Annotated in this window: 17 protein-coding genes; 5 read left to right on the plus strand and 12 right to left on the minus strand. The window is 44.4% G+C overall.

Translation table 11 applies throughout. The features are described 5' to 3' along the window. The first annotated feature begins 206 nt into the window (after positions 1-206). Both CTT31_RS13550 and CTT31_RS13555 read left to right on the plus strand, forming a co-directional pair. Positions 207-1,283: a tetratricopeptide repeat protein gene (locus CTT31_RS13550; protein WP_010372068.1), complete on the plus strand. Its 1,077-nt coding sequence runs from the start codon at positions 207-209 to the stop codon at positions 1,281-1,283. A 253-nt stretch (positions 1,284-1,536) separates the two neighbouring features. Beyond that, positions 1,537-2,739, plus strand: coding sequence for an aromatic amino acid transport family protein (locus CTT31_RS13555; RefSeq protein ID WP_260491434.1), 1,203 nt, complete (start codon positions 1,537-1,539; stop codon positions 2,737-2,739). A 60-nt stretch (positions 2,740-2,799) separates the two neighbouring features. Here CTT31_RS13555 and CTT31_RS13560 read toward each other — a convergent pair whose 3' ends face one another. The 3 genes from CTT31_RS13560 to pomA form a co-directional block, all read right to left on the minus strand. Further along, entirely contained in the window at positions 2,800-3,321 is a 522-nt protein-coding gene (locus CTT31_RS13560) for a hypothetical protein (protein ID WP_260491435.1), read from the minus strand. Positions 3,322-3,490: 169 nt separating this feature from the next. Further along, complete coding sequence (locus CTT31_RS13565; protein WP_017216362.1) at positions 3,491-4,420, minus strand: flagellar motor protein MotB; 930 nt, start codon at positions 4,418-4,420, stop codon at positions 3,491-3,493. Positions 4,421-4,422: 2 nt separating this feature from the next. After that, a complete protein-coding gene (gene pomA / locus CTT31_RS13570) occupies positions 4,423-5,190 on the minus strand; it encodes a flagellar motor protein PomA (protein WP_017216363.1) in 768 nt (255 codons plus the stop codon). Positions 5,191-5,424: 234 nt separating this feature from the next. Between pomA and xseB the strand changes: the two genes are divergently transcribed. The 3 genes from xseB to dxs all read left to right on the plus strand — a co-directional run bounded on the left by xseB (position 5,425) and on the right by dxs (position 8,601). Beyond that, positions 5,425-5,664, plus strand: a complete 240-nt coding sequence (xseB, locus tag CTT31_RS13575) for an exodeoxyribonuclease VII small subunit (protein ID WP_045988936.1) — start codon at positions 5,425-5,427, stop codon at positions 5,662-5,664. Beyond that, complete coding sequence (gene ispA / locus CTT31_RS13580; RefSeq protein WP_211858326.1) at positions 5,664-6,563, plus strand: (2E,6E)-farnesyl diphosphate synthase; 900 nt, start codon at positions 5,664-5,666, stop codon at positions 6,561-6,563. The genes xseB and ispA overlap by 1 nt, the downstream gene beginning before the upstream one ends. Positions 6,564-6,729: 166 nt before the next feature. Then, positions 6,730-8,601, plus strand: a complete 1,872-nt coding sequence (dxs, locus tag CTT31_RS13585) for a 1-deoxy-D-xylulose-5-phosphate synthase (protein ID WP_260491437.1) — start codon at positions 6,730-6,732, stop codon at positions 8,599-8,601. Between the two features lie 97 nt (positions 8,602-8,698). Here dxs and CTT31_RS13590 read toward each other — a convergent pair whose 3' ends face one another. The 9 genes from CTT31_RS13590 to nrdR all read right to left on the minus strand — a co-directional run bounded on the left by CTT31_RS13590 (position 8,699) and on the right by nrdR (position 17,661). Next, positions 8,699-11,779, minus strand: coding sequence for a ligand-binding sensor domain-containing diguanylate cyclase (locus tag CTT31_RS13590; protein ID WP_130163560.1), 3,081 nt, complete (start codon positions 11,777-11,779; stop codon positions 8,699-8,701). A 24-nt stretch (positions 11,780-11,803) separates the two neighbouring features. Beyond that, positions 11,804-12,286 carry a phosphatidylglycerophosphatase A family protein gene (locus CTT31_RS13595; RefSeq protein ID WP_010606135.1) on the minus strand — a complete coding sequence of 161 codons (483 nt, stop codon included), beginning with the start codon at positions 12,284-12,286 and terminating at the stop codon, positions 11,804-11,806. An 8-nt stretch (positions 12,287-12,294) separates the two neighbouring features. Next, complete coding sequence (gene thiL, locus CTT31_RS13600; RefSeq protein ID WP_130163559.1) at positions 12,295-13,257, minus strand: thiamine-phosphate kinase; 963 nt, start codon at positions 13,255-13,257, stop codon at positions 12,295-12,297. Positions 13,258-13,300: 43 nt separating this feature from the next. Further along, positions 13,301-13,711 carry a transcription antitermination factor NusB gene (nusB, locus tag CTT31_RS13605; RefSeq protein ID WP_010372094.1) on the minus strand — a complete coding sequence of 137 codons (411 nt, stop codon included), beginning with the start codon at positions 13,709-13,711 and terminating at the stop codon, positions 13,301-13,303. Positions 13,712-13,722: 11 nt separating this feature from the next. Continuing rightward, on the minus strand, positions 13,723-14,187 hold the full coding sequence (ribH, locus tag CTT31_RS13610) for a 6,7-dimethyl-8-ribityllumazine synthase (RefSeq protein ID WP_010372096.1): 465 nt from the start codon (positions 14,185-14,187) through the stop codon (positions 13,723-13,725). 116 nt (positions 14,188-14,303) lie between these two features. Then, positions 14,304-15,416, minus strand: a complete 1,113-nt coding sequence (gene ribBA / locus CTT31_RS13615; protein ID WP_069022948.1) for a bifunctional 3,4-dihydroxy-2-butanone-4-phosphate synthase/GTP cyclohydrolase II — start codon at positions 15,414-15,416, stop codon at positions 14,304-14,306. A gap of 28 nt (positions 15,417-15,444) precedes the next feature. Then, positions 15,445-16,101 carry a riboflavin synthase gene (locus tag CTT31_RS13620; RefSeq protein ID WP_010372102.1) on the minus strand — a complete coding sequence of 219 codons (657 nt, stop codon included), beginning with the start codon at positions 16,099-16,101 and terminating at the stop codon, positions 15,445-15,447. A 1-nt stretch (position 16,102) separates the two neighbouring features. Next, positions 16,103-17,215 carry a bifunctional diaminohydroxyphosphoribosylaminopyrimidine deaminase/5-amino-6-(5-phosphoribosylamino)uracil reductase RibD gene (gene ribD, locus CTT31_RS13625; RefSeq protein WP_039493697.1) on the minus strand — a complete coding sequence of 371 codons (1,113 nt, stop codon included), beginning with the start codon at positions 17,213-17,215 and terminating at the stop codon, positions 16,103-16,105. Continuing rightward, on the minus strand, positions 17,212-17,661 hold the full coding sequence (gene nrdR / locus CTT31_RS13630) for a transcriptional regulator NrdR (RefSeq protein WP_010372109.1): 450 nt from the start codon (positions 17,659-17,661) through the stop codon (positions 17,212-17,214). Before nrdR ends, ribD begins: the two co-directional genes overlap by 4 nt. Positions 17,662-17,704: the final 43 nt, after the last annotated feature.

Here is a 17,704-nt window from a genome sequence, read left to right on the forward strand (position 1 = left end):
GAACTTAAGTTCAAGTAACACGGATATTGCTCCTAGTCGTCAGCAGGAGCAATACCCATACAATTTCCGACTTCCCCTCTACGCATTCATGTAAATTCAATGTAAAATAGCCAAAATTCCCTTAATTTACACCCTTGTCTAGCCAGAGCGTTTTAGTGGTAACAAGGCTTTAATTATCCCCAGCTCAGGTTACTTAGAATAATAATATGGAATACGGACCAATCAGCTTTTACGCTATTTTTATTGCCGTTGTGGTACTTGGAGGCTCCTTAGGCGGGCTCTTACAAGCGATGCGCTCAACGTCGTCATATAAGTTTCGCAAACCTAAGTTTAAGAGTGCGAATAGCGCCGCCCCAGAGTATTGGGACTTAGGCGGATTCGGTGTCATTCTAGCCGGTGTGATCTCAGCATTTATGGCAATCGGTGTGCTCACCATGGCGGGCGCTGCTGACTTCAGCCCAGTCAGTAAGTATGCATTTAAATCATATCAAAATGGGGAGCACGACTCCCACCATCAAAACAATGACGAGATACTCATTCCCGTGGCGATGTTTTCATCTGCGCATAACGATAATGCCGTTGAGATCAACCGTATCATCAAAGTGGTCGTTGAGCACAATTTGAAGCGGGAAAACGACTCAATTACCGGTTCTGATAAAGCATTTTGGACTTGGATTAAAATCTTTTCATTCTCTATTTTAAGCGGTTTTGGTGGTGTAGGACTCGTTTCTAGCGCCTACAAGCGCTACGTTGGCGAAGATGAATTCAATGACATCCAACAAAAGGTTAAAGAAGAGTATGAAATAGCACGTAAGAATACCGTAGAAATCGCACTCCAACGCGCTAGGGAATTGATTGCAAACACACAATACGATGAAGCAATTAAGGTTTGTGATGACATTCTTACCAACATTCATCCAAACCATGCAAGAGCAATTGGCATAAAAGCCAGAGCACTCAGCCGAGATGGTAAGCTCGCAGAAGCCATCAAGCTGCTAGAAAGCGCACTTTCCATCTCAGATATGAGTGAGTCCGTCAGAGCTCGTATGCATTGGAATATAGCCTGTTACCAGACTCGTATAGATTTTAGCGAAGGCTTACCTGAGGAGCTAGATTGTATGGTCCGGACGCTGGGTGAAATCCGCAGCCATTTGGAACGTGCAATTGCGCTTGATGAGCATTTAAGATTGAAGCTGCCCGACGGTGAAAGTGACCTTATTGTGCTAAAGTCGCTCAGTTCGAGAGGTCAAGATTGGTTTGACAATTTAGTACGAGCGCAATAGACTCTTAGGTAAGTTAGCTTGATACGGTGCATTTTCATGAGAGATGAAGACTTTATATAAAAGTTAAAGGTACAAGCACAAACTCACTGGATGAAAATACCAGTGAGTAGAATAAGCCGCATATTGATATGTGGCTTATTTGTTTTTAACGCATAAATTTTATACGCGAATTGGTATTAGCAGCAAAACGGTTTCATTTCCTCGCTATTCGTTATATCTTGCCTCACCAGATAATAATAATCAGGGGCAAAACGTGCTTAAGAATAAAACTTTGGGCAGCATGCTGATTGTAGCAGGTACTACAATTGGCGCGGGTATGCTCGCCCTCCCTATTGCATCAGCAGGACTCGGCTTTTCTACCGCTATCGCATTATTAGCAATCACATGGTTGTTAATGACCTATACCGCTTTGCTTATGTTGGAAGTACATCAATACGCAGATCAAGACGCAACGCTAAATACACTGGCGAAAAACTTGCTCGGTAAAACGGGCCAATATGTCGCTAACTTTTCTATGGTATTTTTATTCTATGCACTGTGCGCAGCTTATATCGCAGGAGGTGGTGCACAACTTCAAAGCAAACTGGTTAGTGTACTAGGTGATGGGATCACTCCCCAACTCGGTTCAGTATTGCTTGCTGTTATCATAGCAACCATAGTGACATTAGGCACAAGTACCGTCGATAAGCTTAACCAGTTACTATTTACCATTAAAGTTATCGTGCTCGCGAGTTTGTTTTTTATCCTGACTCCCTATGTTCATGGCCAACATCTTATCGATATGCCAGTGGAGCAAGGACTTGTTATTGCGGCAATTCCTGTAATTTTCACTTCATTTGGGTTTCATGGCTCAATCCCATCAATCGTTAAGTACGTGGGCGTAGATATCCGCCAATTACGTAAAGTAATGATGTTTGGTGCTTCCCTCCCGCTTATCATCTATGTATTTTGGCAACTACTAAGCCAAGGTGTTATGGGTCAAGAGAGCTTAATGGCAAGTGAGGGACTGCCGGGTTTTGTCACCAGTATTTCGTCTATCGCACACAACGACAACGTACAATTATTTGTGACGGTTTTTGCAGATCTTGCTCTCGCGACTTCATTCTTAGGTGTTAGTCTCGGCTTATTCGACTTTTTTGCAGATGCCTTTAAAAAGCAAGATACTAAGAAAGACCGTGTAAAAACGGCATTCATTACCTTTTTACCACCGCTTGGCTTTGCCCTCTTTTATCCAAAGGGCTTTATTATGGCACTGGGATATGCAGCGATTGCGCTCGTGGTGTTAGCAGTATTTCTACCAGTTGCTATGGTATGGAAGCAGAGAAAAGTTAGAGGTAATGATGGATATCAGGTTAAAGGTGGTGCGCTTGGACTAGGACTTGCCGCCATTTTTGGTGTGATGATCATCACCTCTCAGCTAATGCAAATGGCTGGCCTTATTCCTAGTTTAGGGTAAGCAAAGCAACTGCAAATTAACCCGAACCTTGGATAAGGCATTAATTATCCAAGGTTTAGGTTAACTCGTAGTTTCTGCTAATCTATTTTCCCTAGCCAGTCTCGCTTCTTTTCTATCTTGCATTAGCTTCCAAAAGGTAAAGACTGGCACAAATGCTAAACACAGAGTAGCCACATTAACCATAGGAATAATTGTAGGGTACAGGTAAGTTGAATAGGACAGATCCATAAAGTGTCTGTCGACAAGTCTAAAAAACTGTAATAGCGGAGCTGGAATAATGATTATTTGGGCAAGAATACTTTGCCATAGATACATCTTATCTTTAACAGCCCAGTAAGCAATAATTGCCATGAAGACAATGTCTGAAATGGCCCAATAAATATACCGGTAGACTCTATCCGGATCAGCCGCCCTAATGTAATCAGCGTTAAACGCCCCCAAAACGTAAAAAATAGCAATAAGGCTGGCGTATCGAAGCGCCTTTACATCTCGTACCAACAGGCACAAAAAAACAGCTACGAATGAGACCCAGATACTGTAATCTAAAAAGAAGAGCCTAACAGGCTCCCAAGCTAACCACATGGACCGTTAACGACCCAAACTTGGCTTTTTTTCACTTTCCTCGTCGCCGCCTGCACCATTATCACCTGGTAGTCTATAGTTTTTAACGTCCATCATTTTATCCTTATCGAGAGTTTGTAGAGCAGCTAGAACTTTAGCGAATTCCCTGTAATTTAGCAATAAACTGTAATTAATTTTGCCTCACTTCAATAGGGTCAGACTCTTTAGGTTTACCCTGTAAAATAGAGATTTCGACTCGCCGATTGCGGCGTCTATCAGCATCACTGTCATTGGGAACAAGCGGTCTGGTGTCTGCGTGACCAACCACAACCATTCTGTTCTTATCAAAACCACGAACGCGCTCCATCACAGTCGCAACAGCGACCGCTCTCGTCGCCGATAAATCCCAGTTATTGGAGTAAAGTTCGTTAGTGACTCTAAAATCGTCTGTGTGACCCGAGACAGTAATTTCACCGGGTACATCTTTGAGTAGTTCTGCAATTTCGGCAATCACTGGTTCAAATTTAGGTTGTAAAAACGCACTACCTGCTGGGAAAGAACCATTCTCTTGGATACGAATAATGATTTGCTGCCCTAGAGACTCAAGCTCAATCGCACCATCCATTATTTGCTTTTCTAGCTGCTGCGCAATCTTTTTAACAAGCTCATTAACTTGTTCTTGATCTGCGGATGCGATTGCTTGCGTTGACGCCATTTCTTGAGCTGTACTGGCTGACTCACCACCACGCTTATTGCCCCGCTGCTCTTGCCGACCACCCGCAGACGATTCATCACCAGCCTGAAACTCAAGCATCTGTTGCGTCATTTCTACGGTTTGCTGTTGGATAGTTTCAATTGGTGTTGGCTCTGGCTTACCAGGAGTAAATTCCATCGCGATAACACTGGTACCTTTTGGGATATCCTTTACTTCAATTTTGTTTTGCACACCAAAAGCAAATTTCATCGACCCGGCAATTTGCTTAAACTTCAGCACGTCCATTTCAGAAAATGCCAGTAGCAGTACAAAGAAGCACATCAGTAATGACATCAGATCAGCAAATGTCCCCATCCAGGCGGGAAGACCTGGAGGAGGACATTTACATTCTTTCTCATCTGACATGGTTATTCCTCAGCCTCAGCGCCACGTTTAGATTCAGGCAAATAATTTTTCAAAATGCCTTCAATAACTTTCGGGTTTTGGCCATCCTGAATGCCTAAGACAGCATCTAAGATGAGCCGCTGATTTCGCTCTTCTTCATCTTTACGAAGCTCAAGCTTAACCTGAATAGGGATCGCAACCACGTTAGCTAAAAACGCACCATACAAAGTTGTTAAAAGTGCAACAGCCATGGCTGGCCCGATTGCTTTTGGGTCGTCCATGTTAGACAACATAGCTACCAAGCCGATGAGCGTTCCGATCATCCCCATCGCAGGCGCAATATCCGCGAGGGATTTAAATAAACCCGCGCCTAGTTCATGTCTTGAAGACGTTAGGGAAATGTCTTTTTGCAGTGTGGCACGTACAACATCAGCGTCATGGCCGTCGACTAACATATCAACGCCTTTACGCATAAACTGGTTGGGAATTTCGGCTTCTTCTAACGCTAAGAAACCACCTTTACGCGCAGAATCAGCAAGCTCAACGGCTTTTTCAATCAGCTCTTCAGGGGTTTCAATCTTAAACATGAAGGCCTTGCCGGCCACTTTACCAATGCCGAAAAATTGTCCAAGCGTAAAGTTAGACAATACGATAAAAATTGAACCACCAAATACGATAACGACGGAAGGCGTGTTATAGAACATAGCGATCTGGCCATCACTACTTAGTACCATCGACATTACAATCAAACCTATGGCACCCAGGATCCCTATTACCGTTGCTAAATCCACATGTCCTCCGAGGGAAGTTATTTGTGATAAATCACGCAGTTATTATTGTTTGAGTTATCGGCAAGTTTCTCTACAACTTAACACTATTATATTAAAAAGTGTTTAAAATGCGAGTTTATAGCAGATCTTGTAATGCCGATACTCCGTCAGATCAAAAAGTCTCTGGTTTTTTTGACCTTGGCGCGCAATCCCCCTAAAATTGCCACACTTTTACTTTACGGGTCAGTGTGACATATGGCGGTAAAAAAACCTGATAACTTGAGCTTTGAAGAGGCCATGCAAGAATTAGAACAAATCGTTGCAGACATGGAAAATGGTAGCTTACCTCTGGATCAAGCACTTAAACAATTTGAGCGTGGGATAAAGCTCGCAAAAGCTTCAAACCAAAAACTTCAGCAAGCTGAGCAGCAGGTCGCTATTTTAATGGGCGAAGATGAGCACGCGCAATTACAGCCATTTGAAAACGAAGCCTAATGTCAGCAAAATTACAAGAAAAACTCCTGTCTGCTAAGACTCGTGTAGAAACCACCGTTTTACACTATTTTGATAATGTGCTTGATACTGAAGAAAATATCAAAGCCGCAACGCGCTACAGTATAGAAAATGGTGGTAAACGCTTGCGACCGTTTTTGGTGTACTGCACTGGTGAATTGTTTGGTGCGGCTCCAGAAGACTTAGACAAGGCCGCTGCAGCAATAGAGTGTGTTCATAGCTATTCGTTGGTGCACGATGATTTACCCGCGATGGATGATGATGAACTTAGGCGCGGCCGTCCAACCTGCCATATTCAATTCGATGAAGCGGCAGCTATCTTAGCTGGCGATGCCTTACAAACTCTGGCGTTTGAGCTGTTAAGTGAGCATCAATTCGCAGTAAGCCACCATGCGCAAATAAAAATGATTTCCGCGCTAGCTAAAGCATCGGGTCTACAAGGCATGGTTGGTGGCCAAGCACTTGATATAGCTGCTACTAATCGTTCAATTTCCATAGACGAACTAGAACGTATTCATAAGCTAAAAACAGGTGCACTGCTAAGCTGTGCTGTAGAGCTTGGGATCTTATGCGGCAACCCAGAGCTAGTTACCGAGCAAGCATGTAATGCAATACGCACTTATGGTCGTGCAATAGGCCTTGCATTCCAAGTCAGAGATGACATTCTTGATGTAGAAGGTGACACGGCAGTGCTTGGTAAGCCACAAGGCTCTGACATAGAACATAATAAGTCTACCTACCCTGCACTGTTAGGCTTAGAGCAAGCAAAAGAAAAAGCTGAACAGTTGATAGATGAAGCACTAGATGCGCTTACGAAAATAGATGGTGACACAGAAATACTTGCAGATTTAGCAAAATACATCATAGATCGAGAATATTAAGCTGACGTATAAAATAACTACGCCAAGCTAAGAAAATATTCACAAGTACTTTGTAAATACTGGCTAACATAATATTATGACCAGTTGGTGACGAATTTTAATAATTATGAAGTGAGCTGCGCGGGTAAATACTCAGCAAAGACTCACTAGGACTCTGATAAATACCATGAAACTTGATAGTAGCAAGTATCCTTTACTCGCGTTAATTGACGACCCAAGTCAACTTCGTCAATTACCCCAGCATAAGTTATCTGTGTTAAGTGATGAATTACGAGAGTATTTGCTAAACTCAGTCTCTCAAAGCAGCGGTCACTTAGCTTCAGGTCTTGGCACGGTCGAGTTGACCGTTGCATTGCATTACGTCTACAACACGCCACAGGATAGATTGGTGTGGGACGTAGGTCATCAAGCTTATCCCCATAAGATCCTAACTGGCCGCCGTGACCAGATGCATACTATTCGCCAGAAAGATGGGCTTCACCCTTTCCCATATCGAGAGGAAAGTGAATACGATACCTTTAGTGTTGGTCACTCAAGCACCTCGATTTCTGCAGCGCTTGCAATGGCTATTGCCGCTGAAAGAGAAGCAATGGGCCGTAAAACTGTTGCTATTATTGGTGATGGCGCAATGACTGCTGGTATGGCGTTTGAAGCCATGAACCACGCGGGGGATGTTAATCCGGACATGCTCGTGATCTTGAACGACAACGAAATGTCTATCTCAGAAAACGTTGGCGCACTTACAAACCATTTCGCTAAGATCCTCTCTGGTAGCTTCTATACTAATATTCGTGAAGGCAGTAAAAAGCTTTTAGCTGGTGTACCGCCAGTTAAAGAACTTGCTGGCAGAATGGAAGAACACTTAAAAGGGATGATAATCCCAGGTACTTTCTTTGAAGAGCTTGGCTTTAACTATATTGGCCCAATCGATGGACATGATGTTGGCACCCTAGTTGATACGCTGCGCAATATGCGTAACCTTAAGGGGCCACAGTTATTGCATGTTAAAACGCAAAAAGGGAAAGGTTATAAGCCTGCAGAGGCGGATCCTATTGGCTACCATGGCGTACCAAAGTTTGATCCAACCGTGCACAGCTTACCCAAATCAAAACCCAGTGCACCGACCTTTTCAAAAGTATTTGGTGACTGGCTCTGTGATATGGCAGCACAAGATAATAAGCTGATGGCTATAACACCTGCAATGCGTGAAGGCTCTGGCATGGTGCGTTTCTCTAAAGAGTACCCAGCTCAGTATTTTGACGTTGCGATTGCTGAGCAACATGCTGTTACGCTTGGTGCAGGCTTTGCCTGTGAGGGCTTGAATCCTATTGTTGCTATTTATTCAAGCTTTTTACAACGTGCTTATGACCAATTAATTCATGATGTTGCACTACAAAATCTGCCGGTACTTTTTGCGATTGACCGCGCAGGTGTCGTTGGTGCCGATGGTGAAACACACCAAGGGGCTTATGATCTAAGCTTTTTGCGCTGCATTCCTAATATGGTGATAATGGCACCAAGCGACCTCAATGAGTGTCGCCAAATGCTCTATACCGGTCACCGCCTAGATAGGCCAGCTGCGGTAAGATACCCTAGGGGCAGTGCGGGAAGCGCAGAGATTAGTGCAGAAATGAGCGAACTGGAAATTGGTAAGGGCAAGGTAGTAAGAGAAGGTGAAAAGCTGGCTATTTTAAGCTTTGGTACATTGCTTGAAAACGCTCAAACCGTTGCCGCAGAGCTAAATGCGACACTAGTTGATATGCGCTTTGTAAAACCTTTAGACACCGCACTTATCGAAGAGCTAGTGGTAACTCACGAGCGCTTTGTAACACTTGAAGACAACGCGATTGCTGGTGGTGCAGGTTCAGCTGTGAGCGAATATTTATTAGCCCAAGGCCATCTAAAGCCAATCAAACTACTCGGCCTACCTGATGAGTTTATTAAACATGGTTCGCAATCCGAGATCCACGCCGAACTGGGTTTAAGCAGCGAAGGAATAAGTCAGCAAATTAAGGCTTGGCTAAATCCACAGTCTTGACTTTGAGCAGTTCTAAAAAGGCTTCCATTTGGAAGCCTTTTTTATGCTCTGCCTCTCGTCCTGCAATACGTTGACAGTTTAAGAGTGTGGATGAGCTTTACCTCATCCACACTCTTACTTCCGCAAGTCCATTGCTTTGCAAAAGTTGTAGCTGAGACTCTATGTTCGCGCTTTGCTCAAATTCGAATGCATCCAATTGATCGTCAAAGATGATTGTCGCAGCACCATCACCGCCACGTTGTTTGACCTGATGTAATGCGATATCAGCTAGGTTCACAGATGATTCCCAACCAATGACCTTACCGCCTAGTAGTGGCAATGGATAATATGACCACCCCATCGACACCGTCAGTTTAGTCGTTTTACCGTTCGGTAAGCGGTAATCCGTTTCAGCAATCGCCTTACATAAGTCACTGACATACTCTTCGATATAGTCTCTGCTAAAGTCACGTAGTAGTAATAGGAATTCATCACCACTCCAACGGACAACATAATCAGAACCTTGCGTTCGTGTATTAAGTAACGTCGCTAATTGCTGCAAACAACTATCACCGCCAATTGGACCATAAGAATCATTAATTTTGCTAAAATCATCAATGTTCATGATCATCAATACCAAACTCTTATTTTGAGCCTGTAATGATTGTGCATTGCGCTGATAATGCTCGACATCTTTTGGTAACTGATCAAAGAGGAAGCGACGACTACGTAGCCCCGTCAATTCATCTGAGTGACTTACAAGTTTAAGCTGAGTATTGACCTGATTAAGCTTTTCGTTGGCTTTTCTGAGCTCTGTCGTACGCTCTGCTATCAACGCTTCTAGCGCGGCTTGCTTTCTTCTTTCTTGTGCTCTAAATACCCAGAAAATGAGATAGAACATAAAGATAAACGCACAAGTGATAAACAGCCTAAAGTAAATAGTCTCGTCGAAACGGCGCGGTAACGTAATGGATAAGTTAAGCACCTTCGCCTGTTCCCAATCTTGCCCTTGACGCTTAACTTCTAAAACAAAGGTGAAGTTGCCTGGTGGTAAATTGGTATAAATTGCTTCGCGGCGTGACTGAGCATCACGCCATTGCGTATCGTGCCCTTCTAGCTTGTATCTAAATTCAATGCTATGCGGCGCGTAAAAATCGATTGCAGTATAATTAATGGTTAAATCACGCTCAGATGTATCAAGCTGGATCACTTGATTTAATGATTCTGTACTAAATACTCTATCGTGGGTAGACAATGACTCTAGCCTTGGTAATAAATCCCCACCACCAAAAAGCTGGACATTTTTAGGGATTTCAACAACGCCTTGTAAGCTGGGGTAAAAAATAGCTGACTCGGTTTCAACCACGGCATCATGCCCAAGTCCTGAACAACATTGGCTTGGTCTGCCATCAAGCTGCCTATCGAATGGGCTTATTACTTGTTCAACTTGCAAACTCTCTATAACGTGACCAAATTGCGCAACGGGCATGCGATATACCCCTTTCATTGTGCTCACCCAGATGAGCTGATTGCTCTTGTCATAATGCAAAGAAAATATCGATCCGTAAGGCAATCCATTTGAAGCATCAAGCTGATACCAATCACCGTCTGAGGTACGATAGAATAACCCATCGTTGAGAGAGCCAACTAAAGTCGTCACGGTATCCAAATGCAAAATACTGGTGATATAAGCGGTATCCAACGACGTTTGAGAACCAATTTTTTCGATCCCCTTATCATTGTAACGATAAGCACCTTTGTTTGTACCAATGAAGCCGTATCTAGGGAAGTCTTCAACAAAAGTGACGAATTGGCTACCGAGAAAGGCATTATAGGCAAACGGCGTTATCCCCTTGTAATCAAGACGATACAAGCCCCTACCAGTACCGAACCACATCCCCCCACGATTTGAAGGGCTGAGAGAAAATACCGGATTTTGCCTGAGCTCACGCTCACTTAACTTTTGCAGAGTGCCATCTTCATAGATAAGCGCACCACGGTCAGTACCAAGAATGAGCTTTTCACCGATAAACTCTAAGTCGTGTATTACAGAGCGATTTAACTGAGCACTTGTGAGCACGGGTTGATAACTATCATTTAGCCCAATAATTCCAAGACCTTCTCTGCTAGCTACCCACAATTGGCCATTGGGGCCTTGAGTAATTGCTGAGATAGCTTGATTTGTCCGTTGACCGATATGATGACGCTCAACCTTACCTGAGTGAGCAAGCCAAAGTCCCTCATTTAAACTAGCGAGCCAGATATTATTATCGTTATCCATAAAAATATCGGCAAACCAGATGCTCTGATCTAATTGAATGGGCTCAACAGCTTGCCAAATACCATTATTTTGTCGGTATAACAATCGCCCATAAGTGGAAACCCACAGGCCACCTTCTTTATCGTTAAGAAACTTATATACCGCATTGTTACCCACTTCTTGGTAACGACGTAGTACTTCATCTATATCCAGAAAATAGGCGCCCAGCTCTGATGCTAAGAACAACTTACCATCGACCCAAGCTAAGTCATGTATGATGGTTTGCGCTAACTGTTCCGGTAATGACACTTTGCTTGCCAATTCAAGCCGAACCCCATCGCCAGTGCGATTGTTTGATTCGCTGATTTTAAGTAAGTGACGTTCATTTACCAACCAAATGCCATCTGGCACCAGCGCCATTTTAGTCACGGAACCTACAATTTGATTGATTTGGGTAACATCTAACGTACTTTGTTCGATGTTATTAGCGGCTAACGTCAGCTTTTTCGCAGAAACATAATACAGACCATTCGCAGCAATCCAGATCCCGCCATCTTCATCTTGCAAGATATCCCGTACAGGCCCCTGCAGATCGAAACGTCGAGCTTCTAAGGTTTTGGGATTGAGTCTTAACAATCCTCGACGCGTGCCAACCCAGAGCATGCCAAATCGATCCACCACCAATTTATTAATGGCATTGCTATTTAAAAATTCGGTATTTTGGGTATTGAAGTTTTGGAATTGATGACCATCAAACCGACTTAGGCCAAACTGAGTTCCGAGCCAAATGTAGCCCTGATTGTCTTGAACGACACTCTTAACGCTTTGTGACGGTAATCCACTTTGGATATTCCACTGTTTAACTACGTAATCATCTATCGCCGCAAAACTCGTAATTGGTAGCAGCAAAGTGAAAATGAAAAACAATAGCCTTGTCATCTCGATTCCATCACATCAGCACAGTTAGACTAAAATGCCAGTTTTAAACAAAGCTTGCACGCAAATCAATGAAAAAATGCCAGCTAATACATCATCTAGCATAATCCCAGAGCCACCGTGCAAACGTTTATCGAGCCATCTTATCGGACCCGGTTTCAAAATATCGAAAAAGCGAAACAAAATAAAGCCAACGATTAATGACTGCCAGCTAAGTGCCGCCCCTATCATGGTAATATAAAAGCCTGCCACTTCATCCCAGACAATGGCTGGATGGTCATGAACATTAACATCGTCCGCTGTTTTACCACACACCCAAATCCCAAATAATGTCATGACAATCGCAACCAGACATTGCAGCCAAATTGGTGCACCTTGGGTTGCAAAAATAAACGGTAATGCGGCGAAGGTACCAAAAGTACCTGGTGCTTTTTTCGCTAAACCAAGACCAAACCCGAGTGCAAAGAATTGATGCGGCTTCTTTAAATTAAATACATATTGCTTAGCCAAACCAACTCCTAGCTAAAATGCTCAAAACCAAGCCCTGCGAGCTGGTAAGGTTGACCTTTTTTGAGCAATTGAATTTCGCCATTATTAGCCGTAATTTGGCCAATGCAAACTGGCTCAACACCATATTGCTTCAATCTGGTTTCCACGGCATTTTTGTTATTATCATTGACCGTGAAGAGTAACTCGTAGTCATCACCAAAACCGAGCGCGAGCCGCATGCGTGCATCTTCATCAAGACTTGAGCGCAGCGCATCAGATTGTGGGACTTTATCGGCATTTATCTTAGCGCCAACTAACGAGCTACGTAAAATATGCTTAAGATCCGCAAGTAGACCGTCTGAGATATCGATTGCTGAAGTAGCAAGCCCTCTAAGCACTTGGCCAGCTGCAACCCGTGGCGCTGGGTAGTGAAACTTTTCAAGCGCCGCTTTGTAATGTTTTGGCTCAAGCGTCCAGTCCTGCTTTCGCGCTTCAATAGCAAGCCCTGCGTCACCAAGTGGACCTGTTACATAAATCCAATCACCCACTCGCGCTCCTGAGCGCTTGAGTGCTTTACCAGTTGGTACAATACCTTTTGCACATATAGTGATAGTCAATGGACCTTGCGTTGTATCGCCACCTATTACTTGTACGTTATAGTACTCGGCGATTTCATGCATGCCTTCGGTGAAGGCCTCTAACCACTCCAAGTCAGCGTTGGGTATGGTTAAACCAAGTGACACCCAAGTAGGTTCCGCGCCCATTGCAGCTAAGTCGCTAAGGTTTACCGCAATCACACGATGGCCAAGCGCCCGTGGTGGAATATCTTCAAAAAAGTGCACACCCGCAACTAGCGTATCCGTTGTTACCGCAAGCTGATTGCCAGCAGGAACTGAAACTAAGGCGCAGTCATCACCGATCCCAAGCTCTACATCTCGACGAATAATACCGCGGCCTTTAAAGTAGTGATTGATTAGCTCAAATTCTTTCATACACAAAAAAGCCGGCCAAGGCCGGCTATTCCTATAGTAAAGCTTATTTGCGAATAAACTTAACCGCTTTGTCCAGTACACCGTTAACGAATTTGTGGCTTTCTTCAGCGCCAAACATTTTCGCTAACTCAATACCTTCGTTGATAGCCACTTTGTATGGCACATCTTCACGGAATTTAAGCTCATAAGCACTAACACGTAACACGGCAAGCTCAACCATATCCAATTCTTCAAGTGGACGAGCTAAATGCGGACGAATTGCTTCGTCTAGCTGCTTTTGGTTAACAACAACACCACGCGCTAAGTCTTTGAAGTATTCTACATCGACTTTCGTTACGTCGTTTTCGATCAGCATTTGCTGTTCGATATCGGCAATTGGGTTACCACTTAGCTGCCAAGAATAAATAGCTTGTAAAGCAAGTACACGTGCTTTGCGTCTAGCTGCTGGTTTCACTGAGATTCCTCTTAAATTTGCTCTAGCACGTTCACCATTTCTAGAGCTCCAAGGGCGGCTTCTCCCCCTTTGTTGCCCATTTTAGTGCCCGCGCGCTCGATAGCTTGCTCAATGCTTTCGGTAGTAAGTACACCAAAAGCAACTGGGATGTCATAATCTAATGAAACGCTAGCTAAGCCTTTGTTAGACTCGTTAGCAACTAAATCGAAGTGTGGCGTACCACCACGAATAATCACACCTAGCGCAATAATCGCGTCGTGCTCTTTTTTCATCGCAACGCGTTTTGCTGCTAGTGGTAGTTCAACCGCTCCCGGTACATATACAACCGTGATGTCTTCATCGCTAACACCACCGGTACGTTTTAATTCATCTACAGCGCCTTCAAGTAAGCTGCTACCGATAAAATCGTTAAAACGTGAAATGACAATGGCAAATTTTTTGCCAGGAGCGTATTTATTACCTTCGATTACTTTCATTAGATGTTCCTAATCTGTATGAGCAATTGCCAAATTGAGGCGCATGATAGCACAGTAATGTGGCAATCGCCTACTATCTGAATATAGGCGATTGCGATCAATTTGGCATTTTGGAATTATTTTGGTTCGACGTATTCGACCACTTCTAAGTGGAAACCAGACAGTGCATGATATTTTTTAGGTAGACTCATTAGGCGCATTTTCTGAATGCCTAAATCAGCCAAAATTTGCGACCCCACACCTACGGTGCGCGAAGTACCTTGGAATTTACGGTAGTTCACCTGTTCACCCGCATCTTCCGCAGCAAATGCCTTAACCAGCGCTTCCATCTCTTCGCTGCGTTCTTGCTTACCAAGAATGACTAATACACCTTCGTTGTCGGCGATGTGCTTCATGGCACTTTGCAGTGTCCAGCTTCTATCCGCGCTGCGATCTGAATGAAGAATATCGTTAAACGTGCTTTGCAGATGCACACGTACTAAATTGGCTTCTTCCGATTTTATCTCGCCTTTTACCATCGCATAGTGAAGTTGATTATCAATGGTGTCTTTGTACGTCACTAGATTAAACTCACCAAACTCAGTAGGCAGTCTACACTCTGCTACTTTTTCGATAGTGGTTTCGTTTAAATTACGATACTCAATTAAATCAGCAATGGTGCCGATTTTAATATCGTGTTCTTTTGCGAATACTTCTAGTTGTGGGCGACGTGCCATAGTGCCGTCTGGATTTAGAATTTCAACAATCACAGATGCAGGTTCCAATCCCGCCAAACGTGCTAAATCACATCCAGCTTCAGTATGGCCTGCACGCGTTAAAACGCCGCCTGGTTGCGCCATGATTGGGAAGATATGACCAGGTTGTACAATATCTTCAGGCACCGCACCTTTGGCAACTGCAGCTTGCACTGTACGAGCACGATCTGCCGCTGAAATCCCCGTCGTTACGCCTTTCGCAGCTTCAATAGACAAAGTAAAGTTGGTAGAGAACTGAGCGCCATTGGTTTTCACCATTAGTGGCAAGTTCAGCTGCTCACAGCGCTCCTGTGTCATGGTCAAACAGATTAACCCGCGACCATATGTTGCCATGAAATTAATTGCATCTGGTGTAATGTGCTCTGCTGCAATGATCAGATCACCTTCATTTTCTCGGTCTTCATCGTCCATCAAAATAACCATTTTACCGGCTTTAATGTCCGCGATGATTTCCTCAGCACTATTTAAACTCATAGTTTTCCCATTTTTACTTTGTCTGTGGCTACTTTATAAAGCCAGCTTTCGCCAATAGACTGGTTGTGAGAGTGGACTCGCTGGCAGCGCTTGGCTCACCCTGAATTAGTCTTTCGAGGTAGCGGGCGATTTGGTCAACCTCTAGGTTTAGTTTTGACCCGACTTGAAAACCTGCAATCGTCGTTTCTTGCGCCGTGTGTGGCACTATGGTCAGTTTAAAGCGATTTTGTTCCACGGCATTGACCGTCAAACTGATACCATCAATGGCAACCGAACCTTTATACGGAATATACTTCATTAGCGATGATGGCGCGGCTAACCAATAGTCAGTCGCTCTGGCATTAGCGGTTATCTCAACCACTTCAGCAATACCATCCACATGGCCTGACACCAAATGACCGCCTAGACGTGAAATCGGCTGCAGTGCCTTTTCAAGATTTACCTTTTGGCCTTGTTGGTACTCGGCAAAACGCGTCAAACTTAAGGTTTCGTTAGAAACATCGGCTTTGAAGCCATCATGAAACTTCTCAGTTACGGTCAGGCAAACCCCGTTAGTGGCAATACTATCACCCAAGTTTACATCGCTCATATCAAGAGATGTCGTGGTCACACGAACAATTAAATCGCCGCCCTTGAGCTGCAATTGAGTTAATGTTCCTGTTGCTTCGATAATACCTGTAAACATTTTACTTCTCTTTAGTCGCGATAAGTTTGAGATCAGGCCCCACTTGGCAAACGTCGCCAAACACTAACTCTGGTATTTGCGACATGGCACTCAGTGGCGTGGTGTTAAACAGCCCTTTTCCAGCGCCAATTATTTTCGGTGCCAAATAGACGATATATTCATCGATTAGCCCTTGTTCATGCATTACCCCCGCAAGGGTGGCACCGGCTTCTAGCCAAACATAATTACAGTGCTTTTCAGCCAGCTTGTTGAGCACGGCTTTTAGGTCGAGCTTACCGTTGATTTCAGGCACGACAATTTGCTCTACGAAATGAGGCCATTGCGCTGAATTATCAATAGTACGGCGAAAAATAATCACCGGAGATGTAATTTTAAATAGCGCAAGATCTGGTGTCAGACGATTTTGTGAGTCAATAATCGCACGTATCGGCTGGCGTAGCTCAGATTGAGGATAATCGATGTCTTGCAAAGACTCCTCACGAACATTGAGTCTGGCGTTGTCTACCATAACCGTATCCGCTCCGGTCAAGACCACACAGCTCTGCGCGCGGTGGCGCTGTACGTCTAAGCGCGCTTCCGCTGAGGTAATCCACTTGCTCTGGCCATTGTTTAGTGCGGTTTTACCATCAAGAGAAGCGGCAAGCTTACAAGTCACGAACGGCAACCCATACTCCATTCGCTTCAAGAATCCGGTATTCAGTGCCCTTGCTTGTGGCTCTAGCAAACCAAAAGCCGTTGCAATTCCTGCGGCTTCTAACATTGCCAATCCACGCCCTGCAACTTGTGGGTTGGGATCAACCATGGCAGCAACCACTCTGCTGACGCCTGCATCAATCAGACCTTTTGCGCACGGCGGCGTTCTGCCATAGTGACTACACGGCTCAAGCGTTACATAGGCAGTTGCACCAGCGGCTTTAGCTCCAGCTTGCTTAAGCGCATGCACTTCAGCATGGCCTTCACCTGCTTTTAAGTGCGCGCCTTCGCCGACGATTTCACCGTCTTTTACGATCACACAGCCGACGTTTGGATTGGGTGTTGTGGTGTATTTACCGCGCTTTGCAAGCGTGATGGCGCGGCTCATGTAATCAAGGTCTTGCGCTGTGAACTGGCTCAATCCCCCAACCTCGCAATTTCTTCACCAAACTCACGAATATCTTCGAAAGAGCGATATACCGAAGCAAATCGCACATAAGCCACTTTATCGAGCTTTTTGAGGGCTTCCATAATACATTCGCCAATCATGTCGCTTGGTACTTCGCGTTCACCAGTACCACGAATTTGAGATTTAATCTGGTGTACTACTTCTTCAATTTGTTCAGTGCTGACGGGACGTTTTTCCAGCGCTCGGTGCATGCCATTGAGTAACTTATCCTCATTGAAAGGCTCCCTGGTACCATCTTGCTTTATCACGCGCGGCATTAAGAGCTCTGCGCCCTCGAAGGTAGTAAAGCGTTCGTGGCATAAAATACACTCACGACGGCGACGGACTTGGTGGCCGGAAGCAACCAAACGTGAATCTATCACTTTGGTATCTTTGGCTGTACAGAATGGACAATGCATAGACGCTCTCGTTGACTCAAAAACAAAAAAGGCCGCTTGAATG

The sequence above is a fragment of the Pseudoalteromonas maricaloris genome (genome assembly GCF_024746855.1).
GTDB lineage: Bacteria > Pseudomonadota > Gammaproteobacteria > Enterobacterales > Alteromonadaceae > Pseudoalteromonas > Pseudoalteromonas maricaloris.